This window comes from Cnuibacter physcomitrellae, assembly GCF_014640535.1.
Lineage (GTDB): Bacteria > Actinomycetota > Actinomycetes > Actinomycetales > Microbacteriaceae > Cnuibacter > Cnuibacter physcomitrellae.
Map to the genome: position 1 here is coordinate 24,011 of NZ_BMHD01000001.1, position 26,012 is coordinate 50,022.

A 26,012-nucleotide genomic window follows, 5' to 3' on the forward strand; every position below is an offset into this window, starting at 1 on the left:
TTCGGCTCCACGGCGGGGAGCCGGTCCGGCTACGCCCCGCCGTGGCGGCGAAGGAGGAGGAGACCGAGGGAGGACATAGGATGACCGTAGCACGACTCCTCAGACAAGTAGAGGTGTGCAGCGAGAAAGGGCACCCGGCGATGGTTCAGCTCAGACGCATCCCGCTCGCGGATCAGGCGGCGGACGTCCTCCTCGCGCGCATCCGGGCGGGGGAGTGGCCCCTGGGCGCTCGGCTCCCCGGCGAGACGACGCTGGCTCCGCAGCTCGGCGTGGGGCGGTCGACGGTCCGGGAGGCGATCCGTCGGCTCGCCGGCCGGGGCGTCCTCGACTCGCGGCAGGGATCCGGTGTCTACGTGACGGCGCTGGACGCGCCCGAGGAGTGGGACGAGGTGCTCCGGCGAGCGGACATCGTGACGGTCCTCGAGGCGCGCACGGCGATCGAGGTGGAGGCCACGACGCTCGCCGCGGTCCGCCGCACGCCCTCCGACCTGCGCGCCCTCCGCCGAGCCCTCGGTGCGCGCCGTACGCCGGCGCAGAGCGTGGAGGAGCATGTGGACGCCGACATGGCCCTCCATCGGGCGATCGTCGTCGCCTCGCACAACGAGGTCCTCCTCGAGCTGTTCGACGGGTTCGTCCCGCGGGTCCGCCGCGCGATGGTCGACATGCTCGGCATCCGCCCGGTCCCGGATGAGGCCGCCGACCAGGACCTCCACGCGGAGGTGGTCGAGGCGATCGCCGAACGCCGCTCCGACGTCGCCGCTCGGGTGAGCCGGGCGCACCTGGATGCACTCAAGGCGAGCGTCAGCGGATCCGCTTAGCCCTCGGAGCGGGCTTGCGAGTGCTGCAGCGCTGTCGACAGGGCGAGCTCGAGAGCGGACCGCTGAGCCTCCGGCGTCCAGCGCTCCGGGTCGCCGGCGGCCAGGGCCGTGATCCCCTCGACGGAGGCGGCGAGCGCGGAGGCGCGGAGCTCCGCGGTCCCCGGCGGCAGCGGCACCGCCTCCGCGAGCAGACGAGCGAGTCGGTCGACGAAGGCGCGGCTGTTCCTCACGTGGCGCTCGCGGAGGACGGGGTCGCCGAGCGCCGCGGCGAGGAACGCGACCCACGCGCGGGCCTCGGCGAGGCGCTCGGCGTCGAGCGCGAGGGCGCCGAGCGACACCGCCCGCACGGCTTCCGCCGGATCGGGTGCGCCGGCCTGGGCGGCATCCGCGCGGGCGCGGGTGCGCTCGTGCAGCACGTCTCGGGCGTGGAGGAGCAGGGCTCGCTTGTCGGGGAACGTGTGCAGGACGAGACCCGTGCTGCAGCCGGCGCGAGTCGCGACCGCGCGGAGCGTGAGGCCGGTCGGGCCGGCCTCTGCGAGCGTCGTGAAGACCGCTTCCGAGAGGCGTGCCCTCTGGGCCGACTCGTCTCGTGTCCGTGGCACATCGGAAGCGTAACAGATGTTACGGTAACATTCGTTACCGAGAGGATCGCCATGCCTTGGACCATCGCCACGACCCCGTTCGACGACCCGGACGCCGACCGGCTCCGCCGCGCCCAGCGCGAGGAGCTCGACGCGAGGTACGGGGTGAGCGATCACGAACCGGGCGTCCCGCCGTCGGCCGCCGACGTGCCCGTGTTCCTCATCGCCAGGGACGACGACGGAGCTCCGATCGCCTGCGGCGGCCTACGTCCGCTGCCCGAGTCGGTGCTCGGCCCCGGGACGGTCGAGATCAAGCGGATGTACACCGTGCCGGGCGCTCGCGGCAGCGGCGTCGCCACGGCCGTGCTCAGGGCGCTCGAGGAGGAGGCGCGTCTGCTCGGGGCGACCCGCCTGGTCCTGGAGACCGGGACCGCCCAGCCCGACGCCATCCGCTTCTACCAGCGCGAGGGGTACGCCTCCATCCCGCTCTTCGGCTCGTACGAGGGATCGGAGTACTCCGTCTGCTTCGGGCGGGATCTGTGAGGCCCCGCGTCCCGGCGGGTTCGAGCACACCCAGGAACAGCGCTTTCCGCGTCTCCGCGTCCGCGCCTTCTGGGTGTGCTCGCGCCGACGTCAGGCGCCGAGGAGTGACGTGACCTTCTCGTAGAACGGGGCGGGATTCCCCGCGAGCGACGACTTCACCATCGCAGACCAGTCGTCGACGACGACCTCGATCGCGCCGGACTCGAGGCCCGTGAGGGCCGCGCGCGGGACCTCGCGAGGGTGGATCATCGGGCCCTCGTAGCCGGCCAAGATGTCGGTGTCGGCCGCACCGAGGTGGACGCCCTGCACGAGGGTGCCCTGCGCGGCGAGCTCGAGACGGACGGCGTTCGTCATGTTCCACTCCGCCGCCTTCGCCACGGCGTACCCGCCCCCACGCGGGGCGGAGAACCAGGAGAGGGCGGAGAGGATGTTCACGATCGCGCCGCCGCCGTTCGCGGCGAGCACGGGGGAGAAGGTGCGGATGACGTCGAGCGTGCCCCAGAAGTGCGTGTCGAGCTCGCGACGGATGTCGGCGAGCTCGCCCGTCACGAGGCCCGCCCCGGTCGAGATGCCCGCGTTGTTCACGAGGATCGTGACATCGCCGGCGGACGCGGCCGCTGCGGTGATGGAGTCGTGGTCGAGGAGGTCGAGCGGGAGGGGGACCACCCGGGGGTCGTCGAAGTCGAGGGTCTCGGGCCGACGGGCGGTGGCGTAGACCTTCGCGGCGCCGCGGTCGAGGAGCTCGAGGACGGTCTGGCGTCCGATGCCTCGATTGGCTCCGGTGACGAGGGCGATCTGATCGGTGATGTTCATGGTTGCTACGCTAAGAGTTGACGTTGACGTCAAGGGCAAGTCGAGGCGTCGCGACGGCGTGTGGAGACGAGGAGAGGGCGAGCGGATGCGGATCGGAGAGGTCGCGGAGCGGGCCGGCGTGAGCACGCGGGCGCTGCGGTACTACGAGGAGCAGGGGCTCCTCGCGTCCGAGCGCACGCCGAGCGGCCAGCGCACGTACCCGGAGTCCGCCGTCGAGAAGGTGCAGCTCATCCAGCAGCTCTTCGCCGCGGGGCTGTCGAGCCGCACGATCGTGCAGCTGATGCCGTGCATCGAGGTCGGCGTCGGCTCGTCCGAGGCGTTCGAGCTGCTCGCCGCCGAGCGCGACCGCATCACCGCCGCGATGGCCGACCTCGCCGCCGCGCGTGACGCGCTCGACCGCGTCATCGACATGGCCGTGCATCCCACGGCGGAGCACTGCCCGGCGCTGCGCGAGCCGGCCTGGGCGCCGTACGATGCAGCGGCTGCGGGCGCCGATGCCGCGGACCCGCGCCCGGCCCTGGTCTGACGGGCCGCCTTCGGCCCGGTCCTCTCAGTCCTCGGCGACACGCAGGGGTCGGCCTCCGGTGAGCGCGAGCAGCTCGGCGTAGGCCAGCGGGAAGACGGTGTGCGGAGTGCCGCCCGCGGCCCACAGGGTGTCGTAGTCGGCGAGCGACTCGTCGACCACGGTCGGGATCGGCGCCGGATGGCCGACCGGGGCGACTCCGCCGATCGGCTGACCCGTCAGCGTCTTCACCAGCTTCGCCGGGGCCATCGACACCGTCGCGGCGCCCAGCTGTGAGGCCAGGAGCGCGGTGTCGACGCGGTGCCGGCCGCTCGTCATCACGAGCACGGGCTCCTCGTCGGCGAGCAGCACGAGGCTCGAGGCGATCGCGCCCGGCTCGCAGCCGAGGGCCGCCGCGGCCTCCGCCGCCGTGCGGGTGGAGTCCGGGAGCTCGCGGATCTCGGCCGCGAGTCCGGCGGCGCGCAGCTGCTCCTGCACGAGACGGCTGCGCTCGGGGAGGGTGTCGTCGGTCATGCTGCCACGCTATCGAACGGGGTGCGTCGGAGAATGCAGGGGCTGAGGCCCCTCATCCACCATGGATGGACGAGGGCCCTCAGCCCCTGCATTCTCCGCGGCCCTGCTACTCGACGAGCTTGCCGGCGACGGAGACGTCGCGGATGAGGGCGGCGATCTCGGCGGGGACCGGCGGGATCGACTCGCGGGTGACCGTGCCGTCGGCCGACCACACCAGGTTCACCTGCAGCTCCGGGTCGAGATCGGGGTAGTCCGAGCGGTTGTGGCAGCCGCGCGTCTCGCGGCGCTCGAGAGCCGCCTGCAGGGTCGCCCGCGCCGCCAGCGCCGACGAGCGGAGGTCGAACGCATGCGCGAGGTCCTGGTAGCCGGCGATGTCGGGGTGGACCCCGATGTCGCGCATCCGCTGCTCGATCGCGTCGAGCTCGGCGAGGCCGGCGAGCAGGCTCGCCTCGTCGCGGACGACGCCCGCGTGCTCCGTCATCGTGTCGCGGATGGCGCGCTGCAGCGCGCGCACGTTCTCCTCCCCGTCCGCGGCGAGGAGGTCGGCGATCTCCTGGCGGGCCAGGTCGACGGCGGCCGCCGAGCGCCTCTGCGAGCTGAGTCCCGCCGAGTACGCCGCGGCGGCCCGACCGACGATGCGACCGAACACGAGGAGCTCGATGAGCGAGTTCCCTCCCAGACGGTTCGCCCCGTGCAGACCGCTCGAGGCCTCGCCGATCGCGTAGAGGCCCGGCACATCGGTGCGGTGATCCTCCGGGCGCACCCACACGCCGCCCATCGAGTAGTGCGCGGTGGGGGCGATCTCGATCGGCTCCTTCGTGATGTCGAGCATCTGCAGTTCGAGCATCGTCTGGTACACGCGGGGCAGCCGCCTCATGATGGTCTCGCGGGGCAGGTGCGACACGTCGAGCCAGACCCCGCCGTTCGGGGTGCCGCGTCCCTCCTTGATCTCGGTGTAGCAGGCGAGCGCGACGCGGTCGCGCGTCGACAGCTCCATCCGCTCCGGGTCGTAGCGCTGCATGAAGCGCTCGCCGAGGCCGTTGCGGAGGATGCCGCCCTCGCCGCGGGCGGCCTCGGAGATGAGCGTCCCGGCGGCGTTCTCGGGCTCGATGATGCCCGACGGGTGGAACTGCACCAGCTCCGGATCGCGCAGGCGCGCGCCCGCCTCGACGGCGAGCCGGAACGAGTCGCCCGTGTTCTCGTCGCGCCGCGACGAGGTCCGTCGCCAGATCCGGTTGTGACCGCCGGCGGCGAGGATGACCGCGTCCGCGTGGATGAGGTGCCGGGTGCCGTCGGTGAGGTCGAAGCCGTAGGCGCCGAACACCGCGCCGTCGTCGTTCGTGAGGATGCGGGTCACGTAGACGCTGTCGAGGATCGGGATCTCGAGCTGCGCGGCGCGGTTCACGAGCGTGCGCTGGATCTCGAGCCCGGTGTAGTCGCCGGCGAAGGCCGTCCGGCGGTAGGTGTGCGCCCCGAAGAAGCGCTGGGAGATCCGGCCGTCCTCCTCGCGGGCGAAGGGCATGCCGTAGCGCTCGAGGTCTTCGATGCCGCGGGCCGCGCCCGAGGTGACGATCTCGACCGTGCGGGGGTCGGCGAGGAAGTAGCTCTCCTTGATGGTGTCGGCGGCGTGCTGCTGCCAGGAGTCCTCCTCGTCCATGGTGCCGAGCGCCGCATTGATGCCGCCGGCCGCGAGGGAGGTGTGCGCATCCGATCGAGGACGCTTGCCTAGCACGAGCACGTCGACGCCCGCCTCGGCGAGCTCGATGGCCGCGCGGAGGCCGGAGCCGCCTGTCCCGATGACGAGGACGCTGGTGGAGGTCTGCCGTTCGTGTGGGGTCATGGGGACGACGCTAGGCGTCCGCGAACGATGACTCCAATGCATCTTTGGAGTCAACTCGATGTGCATATGCTATCGATCATGAACCTGGAGCAGCTGAGGAGCTTCGTGGAGGTCGCGCGGACCGGCCACTTCACCCGCGCGGCCGAGGAGCTGCATCTGGCCCAGCCCTCGCTGAGCCGCCAGATCACCGCCCTCGAACGCGACCTCGGCGCGCCGCTCCTCACCCGGGACAGGGCCGGCAGCCGGCTGACCGCCGCCGGCGAGGCGCTGCTGCCCCTGGCGAGGCGGATGCTCGCCGACGCCGACACGGTGCGGCACGACCTGGCCGAGCTCGCGGGGCTGCGCCGAGGGCGGGTGAGGCTCGGGGCGACCCCGACGCTCTGCATCAGCCTCGTCGCCGAGGTCCTGAGCGCGTTCCATGCCGCGCATCCGGCCATCGAGCTGCACCTGTCGGAGCACGGCTCGCGGCGTCTGCTCGACCAGCTCGCCGCGGGGGAGCTCGACCTCGCGCTCATCACCACCTCGGATCCGGCCACCGCGGAGCGCTTCGCGGTCGCTCCGCTGCTGGTCGAGGAGCTCGTCGTCGTCTCGGCGGCGTCCGCGCCCGCGGTGACGAAGGCCTCGAGCATCTCGCTGGCCGAGGTGGCGGCGCTGCCGCAGATCGTCTTCAGCTCGACGTACGACCTCCGCGGCGCGACCGATGCCGCCTTCGCCGCGGCGGGCCTGACCCCCGAGGTGGTGCTCGAGGGCGCCGAGATGGATGCGGTGCTCCGGTTCGTCGAGCGCGGGCTCGGCGTCGCCATCGTCCCGGCCATGGTGCTGCACGATCGGGCGGGGCTGCGATCGGTGCGCCTCCGGGATCCGAAGCTCGGCCGCACCATCAGCCTCGCGCGCCCCGCGGATGTCGAGCCCACCGCGGCGGTGGCGGTGATGCAGCGCACGGTCGCCAGCACGGCCCGGGCGTTCGCCGCCAGTGCCGGGGCGACGATGCGTCTCGCCTCCTGACCGGTCGCCACCCTGATCCGTCACTTTTGGAGGGTGAGAACGCCGCGCACTAGCCGACAGTGACGGATTGGGACATCGCTGAGTCCTCGGCGACTCGCGGCGCGGGGTCGCGGCCGTCCCGCGGGCGCGGATCTAGTGTCGTCGCGTGTCGACCGCACCCGAGCTGCTCGACGATGCCGCGACGACGACGCCGGTGGCAGGCGTCGCCACGTCGTCGCGCGCCCCCGAGGCCGTCCGGCTGCGGCGCGCACGGCTCCGCACGCGACTCCTCGTCGTCCTCGGCGTCCTCGCGGCGCTCGCCCTCGCGCGGGCCGTCGCGCCGGCCGACTGGTTCTCCTGGATGGACGACCAGCTCGGCGACGGCGTCACCCTCGCCCTCAGCGTCGTCATCGAGTCGGTGCCGTTCGTCGTGCTCGGCATCCTGCTCTCCATCCTCGTCAGCGTCTGGCTGCCGCAGGGCCTCCTCGCGCGACGCCTGCCGCGGAACCCGGTGCTCCGCAGGCTGTGCCTGTCGCTCCTCGGGGTGCTGATGCCGGTGTGCGAGTGCGGGAACCTCCCGCTCAGTCGCGGTCTCATGCTCTCCGGTGTCGCCGTCGCCGACTCCGTCACCTTCCTGCTGGCGGCGCCGATCGTGAACCCGATCACGATCATCACGACCTACGAGGCGTTCGGCTGGTCCGACGGCATCCTCGTCACCCGGATCGTCGGCGGACTCGTGATCGCCAACCTCGTCGGCTGGATCTACAGCCTCCACGCCCGCCCGGAGCGCCTGCTGTCCTCGCGCTTCCGGATGCTCTGCGACGCGCCCGCGGCCGAGTCCGGCTCACGGACGGGTCGGTCGTTGCGGATGTTCGCCGCCGAGTCGTCGTCGACGCTCCCCGCCCTGCTCGTGGGATCCGCCGTGGCGGGCGCGATCCAGGTCGTGGTGCCGCGGTCGGTGCTGCTCGCGGTGGGCACCAACCCCGTGCTCAGCGTGGCAGCCATGATGGCGCTCGCGTTCGTCGTCGCGATCTGCTCCAACGTCGACGCGTTCTTCGCCCTCTCGCTGGGGACCGCCGCGATGCCCGGGGCGATCGTCGCGTTCCTGCTGTTCGGGCCGATGATCGACGTGAAGATGCTCGCGCTCATGCGCACCACGTTCTCGCCCCGCCTGCTCCTCGGGGTGACCGCGCTCGTCGCCGCCTCCGTCGCCGTGATCGGGCTGGTGATGAACGGTGTCGGCTGATCGTCTCGCCTCCCGGTGGGTGGGCCTCGTCCTCGTCGCGGTGACCGCCGTGGCGACGCTCTGGCTGGCGACCACAGGACGTCTCGACCTCTACGTGCATCCGCGGTACACGGTGTTCGTCGTGGTGATGGCGCTGCTCGCGCTCGCGGCCGCGATCGCCGCCGCCGTGCTGCTGTCGTTCCGCGACGAGGCGCGCACGCACGGCCACGGCGGGCACGGGCACGCGCACGACGGGCACCTGCACGGGGACGACCACGGCGGCGATGGTCCGCGTCGGCGGGCGGTGACGAGGATCGCGGTGGCGACCGGGTCCGCCGTGCTCGTCGCGGTCTCGATCGCCGCGCTCGTCCTGGCTCCGCCCCGCACGCTCTCCGTCAGCGCCGCCGCCGCGCGCGCCGACTCCGTCGTCGGGGCCGTGCAGGGCGCGTCCGACCCGTCGGGCGACCCCTCCGGCTACACCGTCAAGGACTGGTCGAACCTCCTGCGCCAGGGCCGCGACGACGAGGTGATCGGACAGCGCACCCAGCTCACGGGGTTCGTCCAGGCCGATCCCGACGATCCCGACTCCTTCGCGCTGTCGCGCTTCGTCATCACCTGCTGCGCGGTCGACGCGCGGCCCACGAGCGTGACCGTCTACTCGCCGGGCTGGTCCTCGTCTCTCCGCGTCGGCGACTGGGCGACGGTCGACGGGACCTTCGCCGCGAACCCGAGCGTGCTCTCGATGTCGTCGGTCGCCCTCCTGCCCTCGTCGGTCGTCCCGGTCGACGAGCCGTCGGATCCGTACCTGCAGTGAGACGGGATCGCCGCTTCGCGGTCGCGATGACCGCCGTGCTCGGGTCGCTCGCCGTGATCGCCGGTGCGCTGGTCGTGGTCGGCGTGGTGAAGGGGCCCGCCCTCACCGGATCTCAGGTGAACCTGAGGGCGGCGGAGGCGGGTGCGGGTCAGAGGCTCGTCCTCGCCTCCGACCAGGCGCTCGACGAGACCGTCGCGCCGACCGTGACAGTGGAGCCGGCCGTTCCCGTCACGGTGTCGGTGCAGGGCACGGCGGTGACGGTGCAGCTCGAGGCTGCGCTCGCCTACGACACGGACTACACCGTCTCGGTGCGCGGAGTCGCCGGTGCGGTGGGCGGCGGACGGTCGGACTGGACCGAGCGCTTCAGCACACCCGACGTCTCCGACCTCCTCGTCCTCCGTCACGGGGCCGGGGAGGACGAGGTCGTGTCCGTCGGAGCGCGCCGGGACGACGAGGTCGCGTACCGGGGCGAGGGGATCGTCGCGTTCGCGGGCACCGCCTCCGATCTCGCGATCGTGCAGCGCGACCCGAGCACCGGGTCGGACGTCGTGACGGTCGTGCCCCGTCAGGGCGGCGACCCCACGGTCCTGGCCTTCCCCGCGGCCGGCACGGTCACCAGTCTGCGCGCGTCGCCCGACGGCTCGATGCTCGGGCTGACCTACACGCAGCCGCAGACCGCGTTCACCGCCGCGGGCTCCGACCTGCTGTTCACGTACGACCTGGCCCGCGGCGGCGGGCTGCCCGAGCTGGTGCCCGACGACCACGGCGAGCAGATCTCGGCGGTGGACTGGACGTTCGTACCCGGCAGCGCTCAGCTGCTCGCGCTCACCCCCACCGGGCGGCTCCTCCGCGTGGATGCGGTCGACGCGTTCACCGGGCAGGCCGTCGCCACCGACGTGGGCGCCGCCGATGCCCTCCGGGGCACGCTGCCCGGCGCGCAAGGAGTGGTCGTGGACGACGCGGGGTCGCTCTCCGTCGTGACCGCGGACGCCCTCGCGCCGGTGCCGTGGCGGCTCGACGGGACCTCGCCGATGCAGGTGGTGGTCGACGACCAGGGGGCGACGCTCTCGGCCTCGGCGCAGGGCGCGCTGGTGCTCCGCTCCGCGTCGGGGGAGACCTCGACCGTGCTGCCCGCGGCGGGCGACGGGATCGCCGCGCTGTGCTCGTCGCGGAACGGACTGTACGCGGTCGTCACGACGGAGGGCGGAGAGACCGAGGTGGTGTCGCTCTCGGAGGGGTCGGTCCTCCTCACCACGGAGGGCACCGATCCGAGCTGGTGCTGACGGGCCCCCCGCCGGAAGCGCCCTGTCGGGAGTGTGCGCCAGGATGGGAGCATGAGCCCGAGCGAGAACGACCAGGCGGATGAGCGGACGATGCTGCTCGACACGGCGGCGATGTACTTCCGTGCGTTCTACGGCGTCCCCGACAGCGTGAAGGCGCCCGACGGGTCGCCCATCAACGCCGTCCGCGGACTGCTCGACGCCATCGCCAAGCTCGTGACCACCTACCGGCCCACCCGCCTGATCGCCTGCTGGGACGACGACTGGCGCCCGGCCTGGCGCGTCGACCTCATCCCGTCCTACAAGACGCATCGGGTGGTGGAGCTGGTCGCGGCCGGCCCCGACGTCGAGGAGGTGCCCGACCTCCTCAGCCCCCAGGTGCCGGTGATCGTCGAGGCGCTCACCGCGCTCGGCATCCCGATCGTCGGCGCCACCGGGTACGAGGCCGACGACGTGATCGGCACCCTGGCGACGACGGCCACCGGCCCGGTCGACATCGTCACGAGCGACCGCGACCTGTTCCAGCTCGTCGACGACGAACGAGGCGTCCGCGTGATCAACACCGCCCGGGGCATGAGCAACATCGAGCTGGTGACGGAGGCGGTGGTCGAGCAGCGCTACGGCATCAGGGCCCGCCAGTACGCCGACTTCGCGACCCTCCGCGGCGACCCGTCCGACGGACTCCCGGGGGTGGCCGGCATCGGCGAGAAGACCGCCGCCGCGCTGCTGCGGGAGTACCAGGACCTCGAGGGGCTCGTGGCCGCGGCCGCGGATCCGTCCTCGAGCCTGACGAAGGCGCAGCGGGCGAAGATCGACGCCGCGGCCGACTACCTCCTCGTCGCGCCCACGGTGGTCAAGGTCGCCCGCGACCTCGACCTCGACGTCACAGGCAGCGACGGTCGGCTCCGCGGCCTCGGCGTCGAGGCCAGAGCGGCGGTCACGGCGCTCGCCGAGCGCTGGGGGCTCGGCTCGTCGGTCGAGCGTGCGGTCGCCGCGCTGGACGGAGCCGCGGATGCCTGAGCGGGGAAGGCCTCTCGAAGGGCTCGGGTTCCTCACCATCGGGCTGTTCGACCGCGACGACCCGCGGTCGGGGCATGAGACCACGCTCGAGCTCATCGAGCTGGGCGAGCAGCTCGGGTTCGACTCGGCGTGGCTGCGCCATCGCCACCTCCAGTACGGCATCTCCTCGCCCGTCGCGGTGATGGCGGCGGCCTCGCAGCGGACGTCCCGCATCCGACTCGGCACGGCGGTCACACCCATCGGCGCCGAGAACCCCTTCCGGCTGGCCGAGGACCTCGCCACCGTCGACGTGCTCACCGGCGGCAGGCTGACGCCCGGCTTCAGCTCGGGGCCGCCCATGCGATTCGACGACTACAAGGAGGCGATCTACCCCGACACCTGGCAGGTCGAGGACCTCGGGTACGACCGGCTGCTCCGCCTGCGGTCGTTCCTGCGGGGCGACGAGGTCAGCCCGTTCTCCGGCCGACAGGGCATCGAGGAGTACTCGTCCCGCGTCGAGCCGCACGCGCCGGGCCTGGCCGACCGTCTCTGGTACGGCGCCGGCAGCACACGCAGCGCGACCTGGGCGGGGGAGCACGGCTTCGGCCTGCTCACCTCCAGCGTGGTCTCGAGCGAGCACGGCACCGACTTCGCCACCAACCAGGCGGCGCAGATCCGGGCGTACCGCGACGCGCATCCCGACCCCGCCCGTGCACGGGTGTCGCAGGGGCTCGTGGTGATCCCCACCGACTCCGCGACCGCGTCGCAGGTGGAGCGCTACCGCGCGTACGCCGAGTCGCGGAACGCGCGGGTGGGTGTGCCCCAGGGGCCGCGGGGGATGCTCTTCGCTGCCGACATCGTGGGCTCCTCGGCCGAGATCGCCGAGCGGCTGCAGTCCCACGAGGGGTACCTCCTCACCGACGAGGTGGCGTTCGCGCTGCCGTTCAGCTTCGACCGGGACGACTACGTCCAGCTGCTGAACGACATCGCCGGTGTGCTCGGTCCGCTCCTCGGCTGGCGTCCCGCAGCCTGAGAGTGCGCCGGGCGCACGCGGGCCGTGTCGAGCATCCGCTGGTAGCTTGAGATCCCGGCGGTCGACTGCCCGGCGCGGGTGGTCCGCGACAGGTGCGGCCGACTCGCCATCCCGACCATGAGCTTCCCCTTCCACCGACCCTCCGGCTCCGACCGGCTCTCGAGCGGCACCCGCCGGGTCCGCACGATCGTCGTCGTGGCGGCGGCGGCCTCGGCGTTCGCCCTCGTGTCGCTCACCGCCATCGCTCCGCCCGGGCAGGCGCCCGGTGCGGTGTCCGACCTCGCCGCCGGGTCCGTCGCGGCCGCCGGAGCGGACCAGCGCGACGTCGTGATCGGCGTGGGCGACGGGCCGGGGCAGCAGACCATCTCGGTGCCGCAGAGCGTCGCGCAGGTGCTCGTCTCGCGTGACGGGTACTCGGGGACGACCGCGCTCGAGAAGCTCCGGCAGAGCGGCACGAACCGCGACTGGGCCGAGCTGGTGATGATCTTCGGCGGATTCCCGCGCACCGAGTCCAACATCACCGTGATGCTCCGCTGGATGCGGCAGGAGAACGGCCCCGACGACTGGTGGCTGCGCAACAACCCGCTCAACAACGGCTGGGGCTCGGGCGGCGGGAGCGGACTCGGCAGCTACGACAACCTCGTCATCGCGGCCGAGAACTGCGCCGAGGCCCTGCACGAGAACTCCGGCTACTCCGCCATCCTCGCCGGGTTCCAGTCGTCCGCGCCCACCTCGCAGATCGAGGCCGCCATCTGGGCGTCGCCCTGGGCGAGCAGCCACTACGCGAACGGGGCGCACTGGTCGTCGTCTCCCGTGCCGCTGTACACCGCGCCCGCCGCCGCCTGGGGCTGAGCGCCGGGCGCACCGCCTGGGCTGAGCATCGCCGTCGAGCGTCCGGCTACGCCTCGCGGGTCAGGATCGCGCGCTCGTCGGCCGTCCACCGCTGGCCCAGGTTGTCGGAGAAGCGGATCGCGGTCACCGCCCACTCCGCCGTGTTCATGAAGGGCTGCAGCGGCTGGTCGGCCTCGCGGAGCTCGCGCGCGAAGGCCCACTCGAACGGGTCGCCCGACGACTTGTGCCTCACGAGGTAGGTGCCGGGCGGCAGGATGCGGAGCGTGATCGGTCGTGCGCTCGGGAAGCCCTTCAGAGCGACCTCGATGACGACGTCGTGGAACGTGGCGCCGGACGTGTTGGCGATCACGACGCCGTAGAAGTCCCGTGCGTCGTTCGTGGTTACCCAGGAGGTGAGCCGGTGGCCTGCACCTTCGACTCGCGGTCCTCCTCGGCGCGCCGCCGTCGACGGTCCGCCATGAACTGGAGCACGGCGATCGCCACCGCCGCGGTCGTGATCCAGGTGGGGAGATCTCCCCACCACTGTTGAGCATCCATCATCCTACCTCCGGGTGAGACCCTACGCCGGCTCGTCGATGCAGACGCGACCTAGGCTGGAGACATGACCGACAGCAGTGCCGACGACACCAGCCCCCTCGCCTCCCGACTCGGACTCGGGCTCGCGGCGATCGGCCGGCCGGCGTACATCACGGTCGGGCGGGACGACGACCTCGGCCAGGGCGCCGACCGGTCGATCGAGGGGATGCGGGAACGCGCGCACGCGCTCCTCGACGCCGCGTGGTGGCTCGGCGTCCGCTACATCGACGCGGCACGCTCGTACGGGCACGCCGAGGAGTTCCTCGGGTCGTGGCTCGCCGCGCATCCGGGCCGTCGCGACGAGCTGACGATCGGGTCGAAGTGGGGCTACGAGTACGTGGGCGACTGGCGCATGGATGCCGAGGTGCACGAGCGCAAGGAGCACAGCCTCGCCCTGCTTGAGCGACAGTGGGCCGAGACCGTCGAGGCGCTCGGCACGGAGCCCGACGTGTACCTCGTCCACTCGCTCACCCCCGACAGCCCCGCCCTCGGCGACGACGCGCTGCTGACCCGGCTCGCCGAGATCGCCGAGGGGGGAGTCCGGGTGGGGTTCTCGACCTCCGGGCCGGCGCAGGGCGACGTCCTGCGTACGGCGCTCGCTCGCCCCGACCTGCCGTTCAGCGCCGTGCAGACGACGTGGAACCTGCTCGAGCAGTCGGCCGGCGACGCCCTCGCCGCCGCGAACGACGCCCGCTGGCTCGTCGTGGTGAAGGAGACCCTCGCCAACGGACGGCTGACGCCCCGGGGCGACGAGCCGGCCGCCGCGGCGCTCGCGGCGGAGGACGGACAGCCCCTCGACGGGCTCGCGATCGGCGCCGCGGTCTCGCACGCGTGGGCCGACATCGTGCTCACGGGCGCGGTCACGCGGAAGCAGCTGCGGGAGAACCTCGGCGCACGCGTGCCCGCACTGCCGGAGGAGCGGCTCGCCGAGCTCGCCGAGGACCCCGCGGAGTACTGGGCGGAGCGCTCCGCCCGCTCCTGGACCTGAGCTCCACCGCTGCTGTCGCGCCCTGTCTGACCTTTCGCGCGCCCACTGGGCATGCGAAAGGTCAAACAGGGCGCGAAACGGAGGGGATGCGGCGTGCGGATGGGCGGGGACGGTTGCGCTCGCGGCGGGTTCGTGTGAGGATCGTCGGCGTCCATCCGATGAGTGAGGCTCCAGTGAAGATCGTCGACCGGTTCACACCGCGCATCCCGCGCTGACCGACGTCGACTCGATCTCCGGCTCCGTTGTCAGCGCATCCGCTGACATCCGAGGAGCCCCATGTCCACCCATCACCCCTCCGTCGTCCTCGACCACGTGTCCTTCGCGTGGCCCGACGGCGACATCGTCCTCGATGACCTCACGGTCGCCTTCGGGTCCGGCCGCACGGGCCTGATCGGCGACAACGGCTCGGGCAAGTCCACGCTGCTGCGCCTCATCGCGGGGACGCTCCGGCCCGGTTCCGGGAGCGTGACCACGACGGGATCCGTCGGGGTGCTCCCGCAGCGGCTCACACTCGACACGGGGGAGACGGTCGCGGCGCTGCTCGGCGTCGAGAGCACGCTGGCCGCGCTGCGGGCCATCGAGGCCGGCGGCGTCTCGGAGACCCTGTTCGACGCCGTCGGCGACGACTGGGACGTCGAGGCGCGCGCCACCGCCGCGCTCGACGCGGTGGGTGTGCCCACCGACCTCGACCGCCGCGTCGGCGAGCTGAGCGGCGGCGAGGCCGTGCTCACGGCGCTCGCCGGCCTGAGGCTCGCCGCGCATCCGGTCGTGCTGCTCGACGAGCCGACCAACAACCTCGACCGCGAGGCGCGTCGGCGGTTCGCCGACAGCCTCGAGGGCTGGCCCGGCGCGATGATCGTGGTCAGCCACGACGTCGCGCTCCTCGATCGGATGGACGACACGGCCGAGCTGCGTGCGGGCGGGATCGAGGTGTTCGGCGGCGGCTACTCCGAGTTCCGTGAGCACCTGGCGCGGGAGCAGGAGGCGGCCGAGCGAGCACTCCGCGGGGCGGAGCAGACGCTGCGCGTGGAGCGTCGCCAGCGCATCGAGGCCGAGACCGCGCTGTCGCGCCGGGCGCGGTACGCCCGCACCGACTACGAGAACAAGCGGATGCCGAAGATCGTGATGAACGGGCGGAAGAGCTTCGCGCAGGTCTCGGCCGGGAAGCTCCGCGGCGACCTGGACGACCGGGTCGACGCCGCGAGGCGCTCCGTCGACGAGCAGGCTGCTCGGGTGCGGGACGACGACCGCATCCGCATCGATCTCCCCGATCCCGGGGTCCCCGCCTCGCGGAGCATCGCCACCTTCAGGGATGTGCGGACCGGTCGAGAGACGATCGTGCGGGGGCCCGAGCGGATCGCGCTCGTCGGCCGGAACGGGGTGGGGAAGACTCGCCTGCTCGAGTCGCTCGTGTCGGGGCAGGCAGACCCGGATGCGGCGGTCGCCGCGCGCGCCGACACCGATCGGATCGGGTACCTGCCGCAGCGACGGGACGGGCTCGTCGACGCCGACAGCGTGCTCGAGAACGTGCGCCGCCATGCTCCCGGCCGGCCGCCGGGAGAGATGCGGGCGATGCTCGCCAGGCTGCTGCTCCGCGGGGACGTCGTCGATCGCGCGGTCGGCACGCTCTCGGGGGGAGAGCGGTTCCGGGTGGCGCTCGCGGGACTCCTCGTGGCCGATCCGCCGAGCCGGCTGCTGGTGCTCGACGAGCCCACGAACGACCTCGACCTCGCGAGCATCGACGTGCTCGTCGACGCTCTGGCCGCCTATCGCGGTGCCCTCCTCGTGGTGAGCCACGACGACGCCGTGCTCGACCGCCTCGGCATCACGACCTGGCTCGAGCTCACCCCCGACGGGCTCCGCGAGGTCCGCCCGGGCGACGGGTGACGCCGGCCCGCCGGGGGAGTGGTCGAGCCGGTGTTCGGACGGGCATGGTGCGGGTTGCGCCCGCGGAGCGCGCCGTCGCCGCTCCCTGGGCTTCGCCGCACCGCTGAGCGGGCGCAACCCGCGCGTCCGGCTCTCGAGGTCGCCCGCGTGGGGGTGGGCCGGGTAGGCCAGGCGGGCAGCGTCGGGGTCGGCATTCTGGCGGGCATGGTGCGGGTTGCGCCCGCGGAGCGCGCCGTCACCGCTCCCTGGGCCTCGCCGCGCCGCTGGGCGGGCGCAACCCGCGCGTCTGGCTCTCGAGGTCGCCCGGGTGGGTGAGCGGGGCACGCTAGGCGGGCCGCGTCGGGGTCGGCAATCTGGCGGGCATGGTGCGGGTTGCGCCCGCGGAGCGCGCCGTCACCGCTCCCGGGGCCTCGCCGCACCGCTGAGCGGGCGCAACCCGCAACTCGAGCACTGCTGGGATCCCGTTCGGGGAGCTGCACGCTCTGCCGCAGGATGACCGGGACTTGTCGTCGCAGGTCCAGGTCAGGCAGCGATCCGATCAGCTCAGGCGGCGGCGCGGGTGAGGTCGAGCTCGATGAGGTCGAAGCCGGTGGCGAGCTCGGACTCGTCGACGGCGTGGACGTCGAAGTCGTGGGTGATCGTGTAGAGGTCGAGGCGGAGGCGGGCGGCCTCGTTCGGGGTCCTCTCCGCCGCGGCGTCGATGGCGGCGTGCAGGTGACGCCGGCGGAGGATGAGGTCGCGGGTCCAGGTCGTGGTGGTCATCAGGTGATCCTTCCGTCCAGGGGTGAGACGACCGTAGGTCCGTCTGCTGGCCGTCGGCTACGTCTTCGCTCGGAGTCCCCGTCGTGTTTCCTCGCATGACGACGAGAGCCGGCCCGGAGTTCGATTACCATGGCCGACATCAGCTCGCGCCAGGCGGGCCGGAGGTGGGGGAGCGATGGGCGCGACGGCGACGATCGGCGGGCGCGCACGCCGGCTGCTCCGCCTCGGCGCCGTGGCCCTGGCGGCACTCCTGCCCGCGACCGCGCTGGCCGTCGCGCAGGCACCGGCGCCCGCCGTCGCGGCGACGTCCGGATGGCTGCACACCGAGGGCGCCGCGATCAAGACCGAGGCGGGGCAGACCTACACGATCAAGGCGGTCGCCTGGTTCGGGATGGAGACGTCGAACTGCGCCCCGCACGGGCTCTGGTCGATCTCGCTCGACGCCGGACTGGCGTCCATCGCCTCGATGGGCTTCAACACCATCCGCCTGCCGTTCTCGAACGAGTGCCTCGCGCAGGCGTCGTCGACCTCGATCAACCAGAACGCCAACCCCGACCTGGTCTCGCTCTCCCCGCTGCAGCTCATGGACACCGTCATCGCCAAGGCGAGGTCGTACGGCCTGAACGTCATCCTCGACCGCCATCGACCCGACTCGGGTGCGCAGTCCGAGCTCTGGTACACCGACCGCTACAGCGAGAAGCAGTGGATCGCCGACTGGACGATGCTGGCGAGCCGCTACAAGAGCGACCCGACGGTCATCGGCGTCGACCTCCACAACGAGCCGCACGGCCCGGCGTGCTGGGGGTGCGGCGATCCGGCTCGTGACTGGCAGGCGGCGGCGACACGAGCGGGCGACGCGGTGCTCGCGGTGAACCCGAAGCTCCTGATCGTCGTCGAGGGCGTCGAGCGTCAGGGCGACGGATCCTCCACCTGGTGGGGCGGAGGGCTGTCGGATGCCGGGGCCAAGCCGGTGTCGCTGAAGGTCGCCGGGCGCGTCGTCTACTCGCCCCACGACTATCCCTCGACCGTGTTCAACCAGACCTGGTTCCAGGCCGCCGACTACCCCGCCAACCTCGAGGGGGTGTGGGAGAGGAACTGGGGCTACCTCGTGACGAAGGGCGTGGCGCCCGTCCTGCTCGGAGAGTTCGGCACGAAGTACGAGAGCGCCAGCGATCTGGCCTGGTTGAAGTCGCTCGTCGGGTACCTCGGGAAGAAGGGCATCAGCTTCGCCTACTGGTCGTTCAACCCCAACAGCGGCGACACCGGTGGTCTGGTGACCGACGACTGGACGACGAAGCAGTCCGCCAAGCTCGAGGCGCTCGCGCCTCTCCTCGGCCCGGGCGGCTCGGTGACCCCGTCGCCCACCGCGACCCCGAAGCCGACCGCCACGCCGACCCCGAAGCCCACGGCGACCCCCACCCCGACGCCGAAGCCCACGGCGACCCCGACGCCGAAGCCCACCGCGACTCCGACCCCGACGCCGAAGCCCACCGCGACGCCGACGCCGAAGCCCACGGCGACCCCGACCCCGACGCCGAAGCCCACGACACCCCCGACGGGTACTCCCGTGACCGGGAAGTGGACCCTCCAGAGCTCCTGGGGTGAGGGCTACGTCGCGGAGATCGAGCTCACCGCCGCCGCGAAGACCGCAGGCTGGACCGTGACCTGGCCCGACACCGCCGCGACCTCCGTCGTGAACTCGTGGGGCATGGACTGCACCGTGAAGCCGAAGACGAGCATCACCTGCACCGGCAAGGACTGGGCCGGACCCCTCCAGCCGGGCCAGACGGTGCGCGTCGGGCTGCAGGTGGCCTCCCCGAAGGCGCCCGCCTCCCCGAAGCTCACCATCACCGCCCGCTGAGGTCAGCGGCGTCCGCCGCCCGTGTCCGACGGATGCGGGCGACGGCTGTCGTAGTCGGCCCGCGCTGCGGCGGCTCCGTACCCGTCGTCCCGCCACGAGAGCAGGCTGCCCACCACGCCGAGGGCGGCGACGATCAGCCCTCCGATCACGATCATCACCATGCCGATCTCCTCTCCTCCGCCGAACTGGCCCTATAGCAAGGATCCAATCGGACCGTTCCGTCGGACTCAAGATGCCGATCTGGGCGATCTGGCCTCATTCCTCCGCGGTGTCATCGGCCACGGATAGGTTGGACCCATGGCAAGCGAAGCCACCGTGCTGACCGTCGACGGCCCCCACGGACCGCGCGAGGTGCGGATCTCGAGTCCGTCACGCGTGCTCTGGCCCGAGCTCGGCATCACCAAGCTCGACCTCGCCCGCTACCTGGTCAATGTGGGGGAGGCGTTCGTCCGGGCGAACGGCGACCGGCCGGTCTCGCTGCAACGCTTCCCGGAGAACGTCGACGGGGAGGACTTCTTCTCCAAGAACCCGCCGCGGGGCACACCCGACTACGTCCGCTCCGTGACGGTCACCTACCCGAGCGCGCGCTCGCATCCGCAGCTCGTCATCGACGAGCCGGCCGCGGCCGTCTGGGCCGCGCAGATGAACACGATCGTGTTCCACCCGTGGCCCTCCCGCGCCGAGGACCCGGACAACCCGGATCAGCTGCGGATCGACCTCGACCCCCAGCCCGGGACCGGGATCGACGAGGCCATCCCCGCGGCCCTGGCACTGCGGGAGGTGCTCGCCGAGGCGGGGCTCACCGCGTTCGTGAAGACCTCCGGCAATCGGGGCCTCCATGTGTTCGCCCCCATCGAGCCCGTGCGCGAGTTCCTCGACGTCCGTCACGCCGTGATCGGCGCCGCCCGCGAGCTGGAACGCCGGATGCCCGACAGGGTCACCACTGCGTGGTGGAAGGAGGAGCGCGGACAGCGCGTCTTCGTCGACTTCAACCAGGCCAACCGTGATCGCACCATCGCGGGCGCGTACAGTCCGCGGGCGCTGCCGCACGCGTCGGTGTCCTGCCCGATCACCTGGGACGAGCTCGAGAGCGTCGACCCGAGGTCGTTCACGATCCTCACCGTGCCCGAACGCCTCCGCACGGTCGGCGATCCGTGGGCGGGCTTCTCCGACGAGCCGGGCTCCATCGACACGCTGTTCTCCTGGTGGGAGCGCGATCTCGAGAACGGGCTCGGCGAGCTCCCGTTCCCGCCCGACTACCCGAAAATGCCCGGCGAGCCGCCCCGGGTGCAGCCGAGCCGGGCCAAGAAGACCCCGGCCGACTGATCGCGCGGCGACGCCGTCAGCTCAGCACCTTCGACAGGTCGTAGGCGACGGGACGGTCGAGCTGCTCGAAGGTGCACGACCGCGGCTCCCGATCGGGCCGCCACCGGTCGAACTGCACCGTGTGCCTGAAGCGCATGCCCTCCATCTGGTCGTACCGCACCTCGAGCACCCGCTCCGGCCGCAGCCGGACGTACGAGACGTCCTTGCTCGCCGAGAAGCGGCTGCGGTCGGTCTCGCCCTTGACGGCCTCGCCCGACTCGTCCCGCTCGACGTACGGCTCGAGCTCGTCGACCAGCTCCTGCCGTCGCTTGTCGCTGAACGCCGATGCCCCGCCGACGCCCCTCAGCTCCCCGTCGGCGTCGTAGAGCCCGAGGAGGAGCGAGCCCACCCCCGAGCCGCTCTTGTGCACCCGGTACCCGATCAGCACGACGTCGGCGGTGCGATGGTGCTTCGTCTTCAGCATCACGCGCTTGCCCGGAGCGTACGGACTGGCGAGCGGCTTCGCGACCACCCCGTCGAGACCGGCGCCCTCGAACTCCACGAGCCACCGCCGCGCGGTCTCGACGTCGTCGGTGGTGCGCGAGACGTGGAGCGGATGCGTCAGCCTGCTCGAGAGCGACTCGAGGGCCTGCCTGCGCTCCGCGAAGGGGCGGGCGGCCAGATCCTCGTCGCCGAGGGCGAGGAGGTCGAACGCGACGAAGATCGCCGGGGTCTCGGCCGCCAGCCGGGTGACGCGGCTGGCCGCGGGATGGATGCGCTGCGACAGCGCCTCCCAGTCGAGCCGCTCCGAGCCGGGTTCGCCGGTGCGGACGACGATCTCTCCGTCGAGGACGCACGCCACGTCGAGCTGCTCGGCGAGCGCGGCGGTCAGCTCGGGGAAGTACCGGGTCAGCGGCTTCGACCCGCGACTGCCGATCTCGACCCCGCCGGGGTCGCCGCTGCCGTCGACGTACGCGATGCCGCGGAAGCCGTCCCACTTCGGCTCGTACGAGAGCCCGCCCGCGACGGAGTCCGGCGCGGGCACTCCCTCGACGGCCTTCGCGAGCATGGGGGCCACCTGGTTCGACGCCGAGACGAGCATGCTCCGATCCTGGCACGGGGTAACAATCCGTCGCACTCGTGCGGGCAGGTGCGGCACTTTGCGACAGTGGACCGTCGGGACAGCGACGGAGCAGAGAGCACGGGAGGAGCGGCGATGGCCGACGAGGTGGGATTCGCGACGCAGCAGGTGCACGCCGGCGAGCGGCTGGACGGCGACGCCGGGGCGCGCATCACGCCGATCCATCTCACCGCGGGGTTCGTGTTCGACGACTTCGACCAGGCGCGCGACCGCTTCCACGGAGACGTGGAGGGATTCACCTACACGCGCCTGGGCAACCCCACGACGGCGGCGGTCGAGCGCAAGCTCGCCGCGCTCGAGCACGGGGTCGACGCGATCGCGGTCGCGAGCGGTCAGGCCGCCGTGACGGTGGCCCTGCTCGCCCTGCTCCGAGCGGGCGACCGCATCCTGGCCTCGCGGAGCATCTACGAGGGATCCCGGGGTCTCTTCCGCGAGAACTTCGCGAACCTCGGCATCGGCGTCGACTTCGTCGACGATCCGCACGACCTCGCGGAGTGGCGCGCGCGGATCCGCCCGGAGACGCGCGTGCTGTTCGGGGAGTCCATCCCGAACCCGAAGAACGACGTGCTCGACATCTCGGGAGTGGCCGACGTCGCCCACGATCACGGCCTCCCGCTCGTCGTCGACTCGACGCTCGCCACGCCCTATCTGGTGCGGCCGATCGACTTCGGGGCCGATGTCGTCGTCCACTCGACCAGCAAGTTCCTCGCCGGGCACGGGGCGTCGCTCGGCGGTGCCGTCATCGACGGCGGCCGCCTCGACTGGGCGGCCCGGCCGGAGCTCTTCCCCCAGCTGACCTCGCCGTCGGCCGGACTCGGCGGACGCAGCTACGTCGAGCGCTTCGGCGACCGCGCCTACGCGGAGTACGCCCGTTCGGTGATCGCGTCCCGCTTCGGGCCCACCCTCTCGCCGCTGCACGCGTTCCTGCTCCAGCAGGGGATCGAGACCCTCTCCCTCCGCATCGAGCGGCACTCCGAGAACGCGCTCCAGGTGGCGCGGTGGCTCGAGGAGCAGCCCGAGGTGGCGAGCGTCGACTACTCGGGCCTCGAGTCGAGCCCGTACCACGGCCTCGCCAAGCGCTACCTGCCGCGCGGCCAGGGCTCGGTGTTCGGATTCACCCTCACGGGCGGTGAGCCGGCCGCCCGGGCCGTCGTCGATGCGGTGACGCTGTTCTCCCGCATGACGCACCTCGGCGACGTGCGGTCCCTCATCCTGCACCCGGCGACGACCACCCACTCGCTGCTCACCGGCGACGAGCTGCGGGCGAACGGCATCCATCCGGGCCTGCTCAGGCTCTCGATCGGCATCGAGGACGTCGACGACCTGCTGCGCGACCTGGCACAGGCGCTCGCGGCGTCCCGCCGCGCCCGGCTCGAGGTGGCGTGATGACGAGACCGCAGCACTTCGGCTGGTTCTTCGCACGCGGCTTCGGCCCCCAGGCGTGGGGCACCCCGGCGTGGGACTGGGGCTACAGGTGGACGGAACCGCGTCTCTACCAGCACTCGATCCGTGAGCTCGAGCAGGCCGGCCTCGACCTGGTGATCGTCGAGGACGCCCTCTCGATCGGCACGCCCGAGACCGTCGACCTCCGGGTGCGCTCGGCGTACGGCGGGCCCAAGCACGATCCGCTCCTGCTCACGCCGTACCTGTTCGCCGCCACCGAACGGATCGCGGTCGCGCCCACGGTGAACGCCGGCGCGACCCCGCCCTATCTGGCCGCTCGCCAGTTCTCCACGCTGCAGCACCTCAGCTCGGGGCGGTTCGGCGTGAACGTCGTCACCGACGTGAAGAGCGCTCGGCACTTCGGGCTGGAGGAGATCGCGCACGATGCCGCCTACGACCGCGCCGAGGAGTGGCTGGCCGCGATCGAGCAGCTCTGGGGCAGCTGGGGCGACGGAGCCTACATCGGCGACGCTGCCACCGGACGGTTCGCGGACGGCAGCCTGATCCGGGCCACGGAGCATCGTGGCGAGTACTTCGACGTCACCGGTCCGCTGAACGCCCTGCCCGCCGAGGAGTCCCCTCTCATCGTGTCGCCCGGCGGCTCGGGACGGGGCCTCGGGTTCGCGGGGGCCCACTCCGACGTGCAGCTGGCGCTCGCCCCGTTGAACCCGGAGAGCGTGCGGGCCTACCGGGAGCGCGTCCGAGGGGCGGCCGCGGCGGCCGGCCGCGATGCCGACCACATCAAGGTGCTGTTCGTGTTCAAGCCCGAGATCGTCTCCAGCGCCGAGGAGGCGGAGCGGGTGGTCGCCGCGTCGGCGCATCCGACCGACGAGCAGCTCGCCGCGATCGTCCTCGGGCAGTCGAGCGACCTCGAGACCGACCTCTCGGTGCTTGACCCCGACCGCCCGATCGACCCGGCCATCTTCGGACAGCACGTGTCGCAGGGGTCGATCCGGGGCCTTCTCGGCCCGTACGAGTCGTTCGCGGACGCCACCCTGCGCGAGCTCGCCACGGCGAAGGCGCGGAAGGGCCGGATCTCCGACGGCTCCGGGTTCGTCGGCACCGCGGACGAAGTGGCCGACTTCATCGAGCGGCTGGGCGACGAGGCCGACAACGACGGGTTCATCTTCTCGGGCGACCTGCATCCGGTGACGATCCACCGCACGCTCGACGAGCTCGTGCCCATCCTGCGTCGTCGGGGAGTCCTGCGCCGCGACTACCCGTCCGGCGGCGCGCGAGCGGCGCTGCGCGAGTTCTAGACGGCTCAGAGCAAGGGGAGCCGGCCGACGATCTTGTCGACCCGGTTCTTCGGCCCGACCACGCTGACCGCGTAGTACTCGAGGTCGGCCGCGTGCGACTCCGACATCCCGGACAGCCATTCGTCGTACACCCGGGTCGACTGGGCGAGCTCGGTCATGCCGGCCACGAAGACCCCGTCGGAGGCGTCGGCCTTCGTCCGGATCATGGCGAGGGTGTCGGCGTCGGCGGCCAGCACGCTGCATCCCGCCCACGGCAGGCCCGGGTGCGTGGAGCCGTCGGCGTCCACCGCGTCGGGGCCGAGGAGGCCGCCGACCTCGCGGGCCGTCACCGCCGCGACGCAGATCGCGGCGTTCGCCGCGCGCCCGGCGGGCAGGGCCGACGACACCACGACGACCCACTTGAGGCGGGCCGACCGGGTGGGGGCGGCGGTGTCGATCTCCTCGGGCGAGAAGCCGATCGTGCTCATGGTCATCCTTCCGTCGATGCGATGAGAGACTAGGCAGACCGGCGGGGGTTCATCAAACCGTCCGCACTTAATCCGGGAGGAAGGCCGATATGCCTGACATCGACGAGGTTGACCTCGCCATCCTCCGCCTTCTCAGGTCGGATGCACGGATGACCAACCGCGAGGTCGCCGCCCGAGCCGGGGTGTCGCCCACCACCGCTCTCGACCGCACCCGCGCGCTCCGGGAGCGGGGCATCATCCGCGGCGCGATCCTCGAGGTCGACCTGGCCGCCGTGGGGCGGGGCGTGCAGGCGCTCATCGCCGTGCGCATCCGCCCGCCGTCGAGGCGCAACATCGAGTCGTTCCGGGACTGGGCGGCGACGCTCCCCGACGTGGTCGGCGTCTTCGTGACGTCGGGGGCGGAGGACTTCATCGTGCATGTGGCGGTGCCCGACAACGACAGCCTGTACGCGTTCGTCATCGACCGCCTCACCGAGCGCCCCGAGGTGGCCGACGTGCGGACGTCGGTGGTCTACGAGCACCTCGCGAACCGCGAGATCGAGCCGGTGGTCTCGGAGACGGTCAGGTCTCGACGACGGGGGTGAGCGCCTCGAGGTCCTCCTCGATGCCGATCGGGACGACCTCGATCCGCCCGGCCAGACGCGCCCCCGTGCCCTGGAGCAGGCCCGCCTTGGCGCCGCCGAAGGTCACGGTGAGGTCGGCCGGGAGGACGGCGTCGTCGGCGGCTCCGGTGTCCGGATGCACACCGCTCGGCAGATCGACCGCGACGACGGCGGCACCCGATCCGGCCCAGCGCGGCTCGGACAGCAGAGCGACCACCACGGCGCGGCCCAGGCCGCGCAGTGACGGGTCGGCCGACGTGCCGGTGCCGATGATCCCGTCGACCACGGCGTCCGACCGGATCGCGGCCTCGACCGCCCGTCGGACGAGGTCCTCGTCCGACCCGCTCGTCCTGTCGAGGACGGTCGCTCCCGCGACCTCGGCGGCCGTGCGCCCGCCCTCGTGCAAACGGCTGCCGACCGGCACGACCGTCACGGAGGAGCCGCGGGCGGCGAGCGCGGCCGCCGCGTAGAGGGCATCGCCGCCGTTGTCGCCCGACCCGGCGAGGACGCAGACGTGCGAGGTGCGGAGCGGGCGACCCGGCCGGGTGACGAGCCCTTCGACGGCGTCGGCCAGCCCCTCCGCGGCCCGGGCCATCAGCGGCTCGCCGGCCTCGAGATGGGCACGCTCCGCGCCCCTGATCTGCTCCGCGCTGTATCCGCGCACGTGTCCGACTCCCCTCGCCAGGAACCTCCCAGACAGGGGAAACATACTTGATGGTGCAACTGATCGCCGGGCACGCCACGGGCTCCCGGCTCGAGAGAAGCCGTGACGGCTTCACGACCCGACATCGACCGTCACCGCACCCGACGCAGCGGCCCCGCCCTCGTCGACCGCCTCGCGCGCCCCCATCGCGGCGTGCCCACGCAGGTCAGGGTGCCCCCCTCGACGGCGTGATCACTGAG

General features: G+C 72.4%; 28 protein-coding genes. 17 read left to right on the forward strand and 11 right to left on the reverse strand.

Going from position 1 to position 26,012, the window contains the following annotated elements:
• Positions 1 to 140: 140 nt before the first annotated feature.
• On the forward strand, positions 141 to 818 hold the full coding sequence (locus IEX69_RS00125; protein WP_085019134.1) for a FadR/GntR family transcriptional regulator: 678 nt from the start codon (positions 141 to 143) through the stop codon (positions 816 to 818).
• On the opposite strand, the gene IEX69_RS00130 is transcribed toward IEX69_RS00125, so the two are convergent.
• The gene (locus IEX69_RS00130) at positions 815 to 1,420 is read right to left on the reverse strand and encodes a TetR/AcrR family transcriptional regulator (protein WP_085019135.1); all 606 of its coding nucleotides are present in this window, start codon (positions 1,418 to 1,420) and stop codon (positions 815 to 817) included. The genes IEX69_RS00125 and IEX69_RS00130 overlap by 4 nt on opposite strands.
• A gap of 51 nt (positions 1,421 to 1,471) precedes the next feature.
• Here IEX69_RS00130 and IEX69_RS00135 point away from each other — a divergent pair, with 51 nt between their 5' ends.
• Positions 1,472 to 1,942: a GNAT family N-acetyltransferase gene (locus IEX69_RS00135; RefSeq protein ID WP_085019136.1), complete on the forward strand. Its 471-nt coding sequence runs from the start codon at positions 1,472 to 1,474 to the stop codon at positions 1,940 to 1,942.
• Positions 1,943 to 2,032: 90 nt separating this feature from the next.
• Here IEX69_RS00135 and IEX69_RS00140 read toward each other — a convergent pair whose 3' ends face one another.
• On the reverse strand, positions 2,033 to 2,755 hold the full coding sequence (locus IEX69_RS00140) for an SDR family oxidoreductase (RefSeq protein ID WP_085019137.1): 723 nt from the start codon (positions 2,753 to 2,755) through the stop codon (positions 2,033 to 2,035).
• Between the two features lie 85 nt (positions 2,756 to 2,840).
• Here IEX69_RS00140 and IEX69_RS00145 point away from each other — a divergent pair, with 85 nt between their 5' ends.
• On the forward strand, positions 2,841 to 3,281 hold the full coding sequence (locus IEX69_RS00145; RefSeq protein ID WP_085019138.1) for a MerR family transcriptional regulator: 441 nt from the start codon (positions 2,841 to 2,843) through the stop codon (positions 3,279 to 3,281).
• A gap of 24 nt (positions 3,282 to 3,305) precedes the next feature.
• Here the strand turns inward: IEX69_RS00145 and IEX69_RS00150 are convergent, their stop codons facing one another.
• Both IEX69_RS00150 and IEX69_RS00155 read right to left on the reverse strand, forming a co-directional pair.
• Positions 3,306 to 3,791 carry a YbaK/EbsC family protein gene (locus IEX69_RS00150; RefSeq protein WP_085019139.1) on the reverse strand — a complete coding sequence of 162 codons (486 nt, stop codon included), beginning with the start codon at positions 3,789 to 3,791 and terminating at the stop codon, positions 3,306 to 3,308.
• Positions 3,792 to 3,897: 106 nt separating this feature from the next.
• Positions 3,898 to 5,631: an L-aspartate oxidase gene (locus IEX69_RS00155; RefSeq protein WP_085019140.1), complete on the reverse strand. Its 1,734-nt coding sequence runs from the start codon at positions 5,629 to 5,631 to the stop codon at positions 3,898 to 3,900.
• A gap of 78 nt (positions 5,632 to 5,709) precedes the next feature.
• Here IEX69_RS00155 and IEX69_RS00160 point away from each other — a divergent pair, with 78 nt between their 5' ends.
• The 7 genes from IEX69_RS00160 (at position 5,710) to IEX69_RS00190 (ending at position 12,818) form a co-directional block, all read left to right on the forward strand.
• Positions 5,710 to 6,636 carry a LysR family transcriptional regulator gene (locus tag IEX69_RS00160; RefSeq protein ID WP_085021402.1) on the forward strand — a complete coding sequence of 309 codons (927 nt, stop codon included), beginning with the start codon at positions 5,710 to 5,712 and terminating at the stop codon, positions 6,634 to 6,636.
• A gap of 145 nt (positions 6,637 to 6,781) precedes the next feature.
• A complete protein-coding gene (locus IEX69_RS00165; RefSeq protein ID WP_229756179.1) occupies positions 6,782 to 7,861 on the forward strand; it encodes a permease in 1,080 nt (359 codons plus the stop codon).
• The gene (locus IEX69_RS00170) at positions 7,851 to 8,654 is read left to right on the forward strand and encodes a TIGR03943 family putative permease subunit (RefSeq protein WP_085019141.1); all 804 of its coding nucleotides are present in this window, start codon (positions 7,851 to 7,853) and stop codon (positions 8,652 to 8,654) included. The genes IEX69_RS00165 and IEX69_RS00170 overlap by 11 nt, the downstream gene beginning before the upstream one ends.
• Complete coding sequence (locus IEX69_RS00175; protein ID WP_085019142.1) at positions 8,651 to 9,937, forward strand: hypothetical protein; 1,287 nt, start codon at positions 8,651 to 8,653, stop codon at positions 9,935 to 9,937. The genes IEX69_RS00170 and IEX69_RS00175 overlap by 4 nt, the downstream gene beginning before the upstream one ends.
• Positions 9,938 to 10,027: 90 nt before the next feature.
• Positions 10,028 to 10,954: a 5'-3' exonuclease gene (locus IEX69_RS00180; RefSeq protein WP_085021404.1), complete on the forward strand. Its 927-nt coding sequence runs from the start codon at positions 10,028 to 10,030 to the stop codon at positions 10,952 to 10,954.
• Positions 10,947 to 11,966: an LLM class flavin-dependent oxidoreductase gene (locus tag IEX69_RS00185; RefSeq protein WP_085021405.1), complete on the forward strand. Its 1,020-nt coding sequence runs from the start codon at positions 10,947 to 10,949 to the stop codon at positions 11,964 to 11,966. The genes IEX69_RS00180 and IEX69_RS00185 overlap by 8 nt, the downstream gene beginning before the upstream one ends.
• Positions 11,967 to 12,083: 117 nt before the next feature.
• A complete protein-coding gene (locus IEX69_RS00190; RefSeq protein WP_157127133.1) occupies positions 12,084 to 12,818 on the forward strand; it encodes a hypothetical protein in 735 nt (244 codons plus the stop codon).
• 46 nt (positions 12,819 to 12,864) lie between these two features.
• Here IEX69_RS00190 and IEX69_RS00195 read toward each other — a convergent pair whose 3' ends face one another.
• Both IEX69_RS00195 and IEX69_RS00200 read right to left on the reverse strand, forming a co-directional pair.
• Positions 12,865 to 13,167, reverse strand: coding sequence for a hypothetical protein (locus IEX69_RS00195; RefSeq protein WP_085019144.1), 303 nt, complete (start codon positions 13,165 to 13,167; stop codon positions 12,865 to 12,867).
• A gap of 32 nt (positions 13,168 to 13,199) precedes the next feature.
• Positions 13,200 to 13,355: a hypothetical protein gene (locus tag IEX69_RS00200; protein WP_157127134.1), complete on the reverse strand. Its 156-nt coding sequence runs from the start codon at positions 13,353 to 13,355 to the stop codon at positions 13,200 to 13,202.
• Positions 13,356 to 13,419: 64 nt separating this feature from the next.
• Between IEX69_RS00200 and IEX69_RS00205 the strand changes: the two genes are divergently transcribed.
• Together IEX69_RS00205 and IEX69_RS00210 are read left to right on the forward strand one after the other, a co-directional pair.
• Positions 13,420 to 14,382 carry an aldo/keto reductase gene (locus IEX69_RS00205; RefSeq protein ID WP_085019145.1) on the forward strand — a complete coding sequence of 321 codons (963 nt, stop codon included), beginning with the start codon at positions 13,420 to 13,422 and terminating at the stop codon, positions 14,380 to 14,382.
• 276 nt (positions 14,383 to 14,658) lie between these two features.
• A complete protein-coding gene (locus tag IEX69_RS00210; protein ID WP_085019146.1) occupies positions 14,659 to 16,269 on the forward strand; it encodes an ABC-F family ATP-binding cassette domain-containing protein in 1,611 nt (536 codons plus the stop codon).
• Positions 16,270 to 16,812: 543 nt separating this feature from the next.
• On the opposite strand, the gene IEX69_RS00215 is transcribed toward IEX69_RS00210, so the two are convergent.
• Positions 16,813 to 17,031 carry a hypothetical protein gene (locus IEX69_RS00215; protein ID WP_085019147.1) on the reverse strand — a complete coding sequence of 73 codons (219 nt, stop codon included), beginning with the start codon at positions 17,029 to 17,031 and terminating at the stop codon, positions 16,813 to 16,815.
• A gap of 175 nt (positions 17,032 to 17,206) precedes the next feature.
• On the opposite strand from IEX69_RS00215, the gene IEX69_RS00220 reads away from it, so the two are divergent.
• On the forward strand, positions 17,207 to 18,892 hold the full coding sequence (locus tag IEX69_RS00220) for a cellulase family glycosylhydrolase (protein ID WP_085019148.1): 1,686 nt from the start codon (positions 17,207 to 17,209) through the stop codon (positions 18,890 to 18,892).
• A gap of 2 nt (positions 18,893 to 18,894) precedes the next feature.
• Here the strand turns inward: IEX69_RS00220 and IEX69_RS00225 are convergent, their stop codons facing one another.
• The gene (locus IEX69_RS00225; protein WP_157127135.1) at positions 18,895 to 19,053 is read right to left on the reverse strand and encodes a hypothetical protein; all 159 of its coding nucleotides are present in this window, start codon (positions 19,051 to 19,053) and stop codon (positions 18,895 to 18,897) included.
• 136 nt (positions 19,054 to 19,189) lie between these two features.
• Between IEX69_RS00225 and ligD the strand changes: the two genes are divergently transcribed.
• Positions 19,190 to 20,218: a non-homologous end-joining DNA ligase gene (gene ligD, locus IEX69_RS00230; protein ID WP_174604419.1), complete on the forward strand. Its 1,029-nt coding sequence runs from the start codon at positions 19,190 to 19,192 to the stop codon at positions 20,216 to 20,218.
• A gap of 16 nt (positions 20,219 to 20,234) precedes the next feature.
• Here the strand turns inward: ligD and IEX69_RS00235 are convergent, their stop codons facing one another.
• The gene (locus IEX69_RS00235; protein WP_085019149.1) at positions 20,235 to 21,299 is read right to left on the reverse strand and encodes an ATP-dependent DNA ligase; all 1,065 of its coding nucleotides are present in this window, start codon (positions 21,297 to 21,299) and stop codon (positions 20,235 to 20,237) included.
• A 114-nt stretch (positions 21,300 to 21,413) separates the two neighbouring features.
• On the opposite strand from IEX69_RS00235, the gene IEX69_RS00240 reads away from it, so the two are divergent.
• Together IEX69_RS00240 and IEX69_RS00245 are read left to right on the forward strand one after the other, a co-directional pair.
• Positions 21,414 to 22,724: an O-acetylhomoserine aminocarboxypropyltransferase/cysteine synthase family protein gene (locus tag IEX69_RS00240; RefSeq protein ID WP_085019150.1), complete on the forward strand. Its 1,311-nt coding sequence runs from the start codon at positions 21,414 to 21,416 to the stop codon at positions 22,722 to 22,724.
• Positions 22,724 to 24,040: an LLM class flavin-dependent oxidoreductase gene (locus IEX69_RS00245; RefSeq protein ID WP_085019151.1), complete on the forward strand. Its 1,317-nt coding sequence runs from the start codon at positions 22,724 to 22,726 to the stop codon at positions 24,038 to 24,040. The genes IEX69_RS00240 and IEX69_RS00245 overlap by 1 nt, the downstream gene beginning before the upstream one ends.
• A 5-nt stretch (positions 24,041 to 24,045) precedes the next feature.
• On the opposite strand, the gene IEX69_RS00250 is transcribed toward IEX69_RS00245, so the two are convergent.
• A complete protein-coding gene (locus IEX69_RS00250; RefSeq protein ID WP_085019152.1) occupies positions 24,046 to 24,507 on the reverse strand; it encodes a DUF2000 domain-containing protein in 462 nt (153 codons plus the stop codon).
• An 89-nt stretch (positions 24,508 to 24,596) separates the two neighbouring features.
• Here IEX69_RS00250 and IEX69_RS00255 point away from each other — a divergent pair, with 89 nt between their 5' ends.
• Positions 24,597 to 25,091 carry an Lrp/AsnC family transcriptional regulator gene (locus IEX69_RS00255; RefSeq protein ID WP_174604420.1) on the forward strand — a complete coding sequence of 165 codons (495 nt, stop codon included), beginning with the start codon at positions 24,597 to 24,599 and terminating at the stop codon, positions 25,089 to 25,091.
• Here the strand turns inward: IEX69_RS00255 and IEX69_RS00260 are convergent.
• Positions 25,069 to 25,773, reverse strand: coding sequence for an NAD(P)H-hydrate epimerase (locus IEX69_RS00260; protein WP_229756180.1), 705 nt, complete (start codon positions 25,771 to 25,773; stop codon positions 25,069 to 25,071). The two genes, IEX69_RS00255 and IEX69_RS00260, sit on opposite strands and share 23 nt — an antisense overlap.
• Positions 25,774 to 26,012 lie beyond the last annotated feature (239 nt).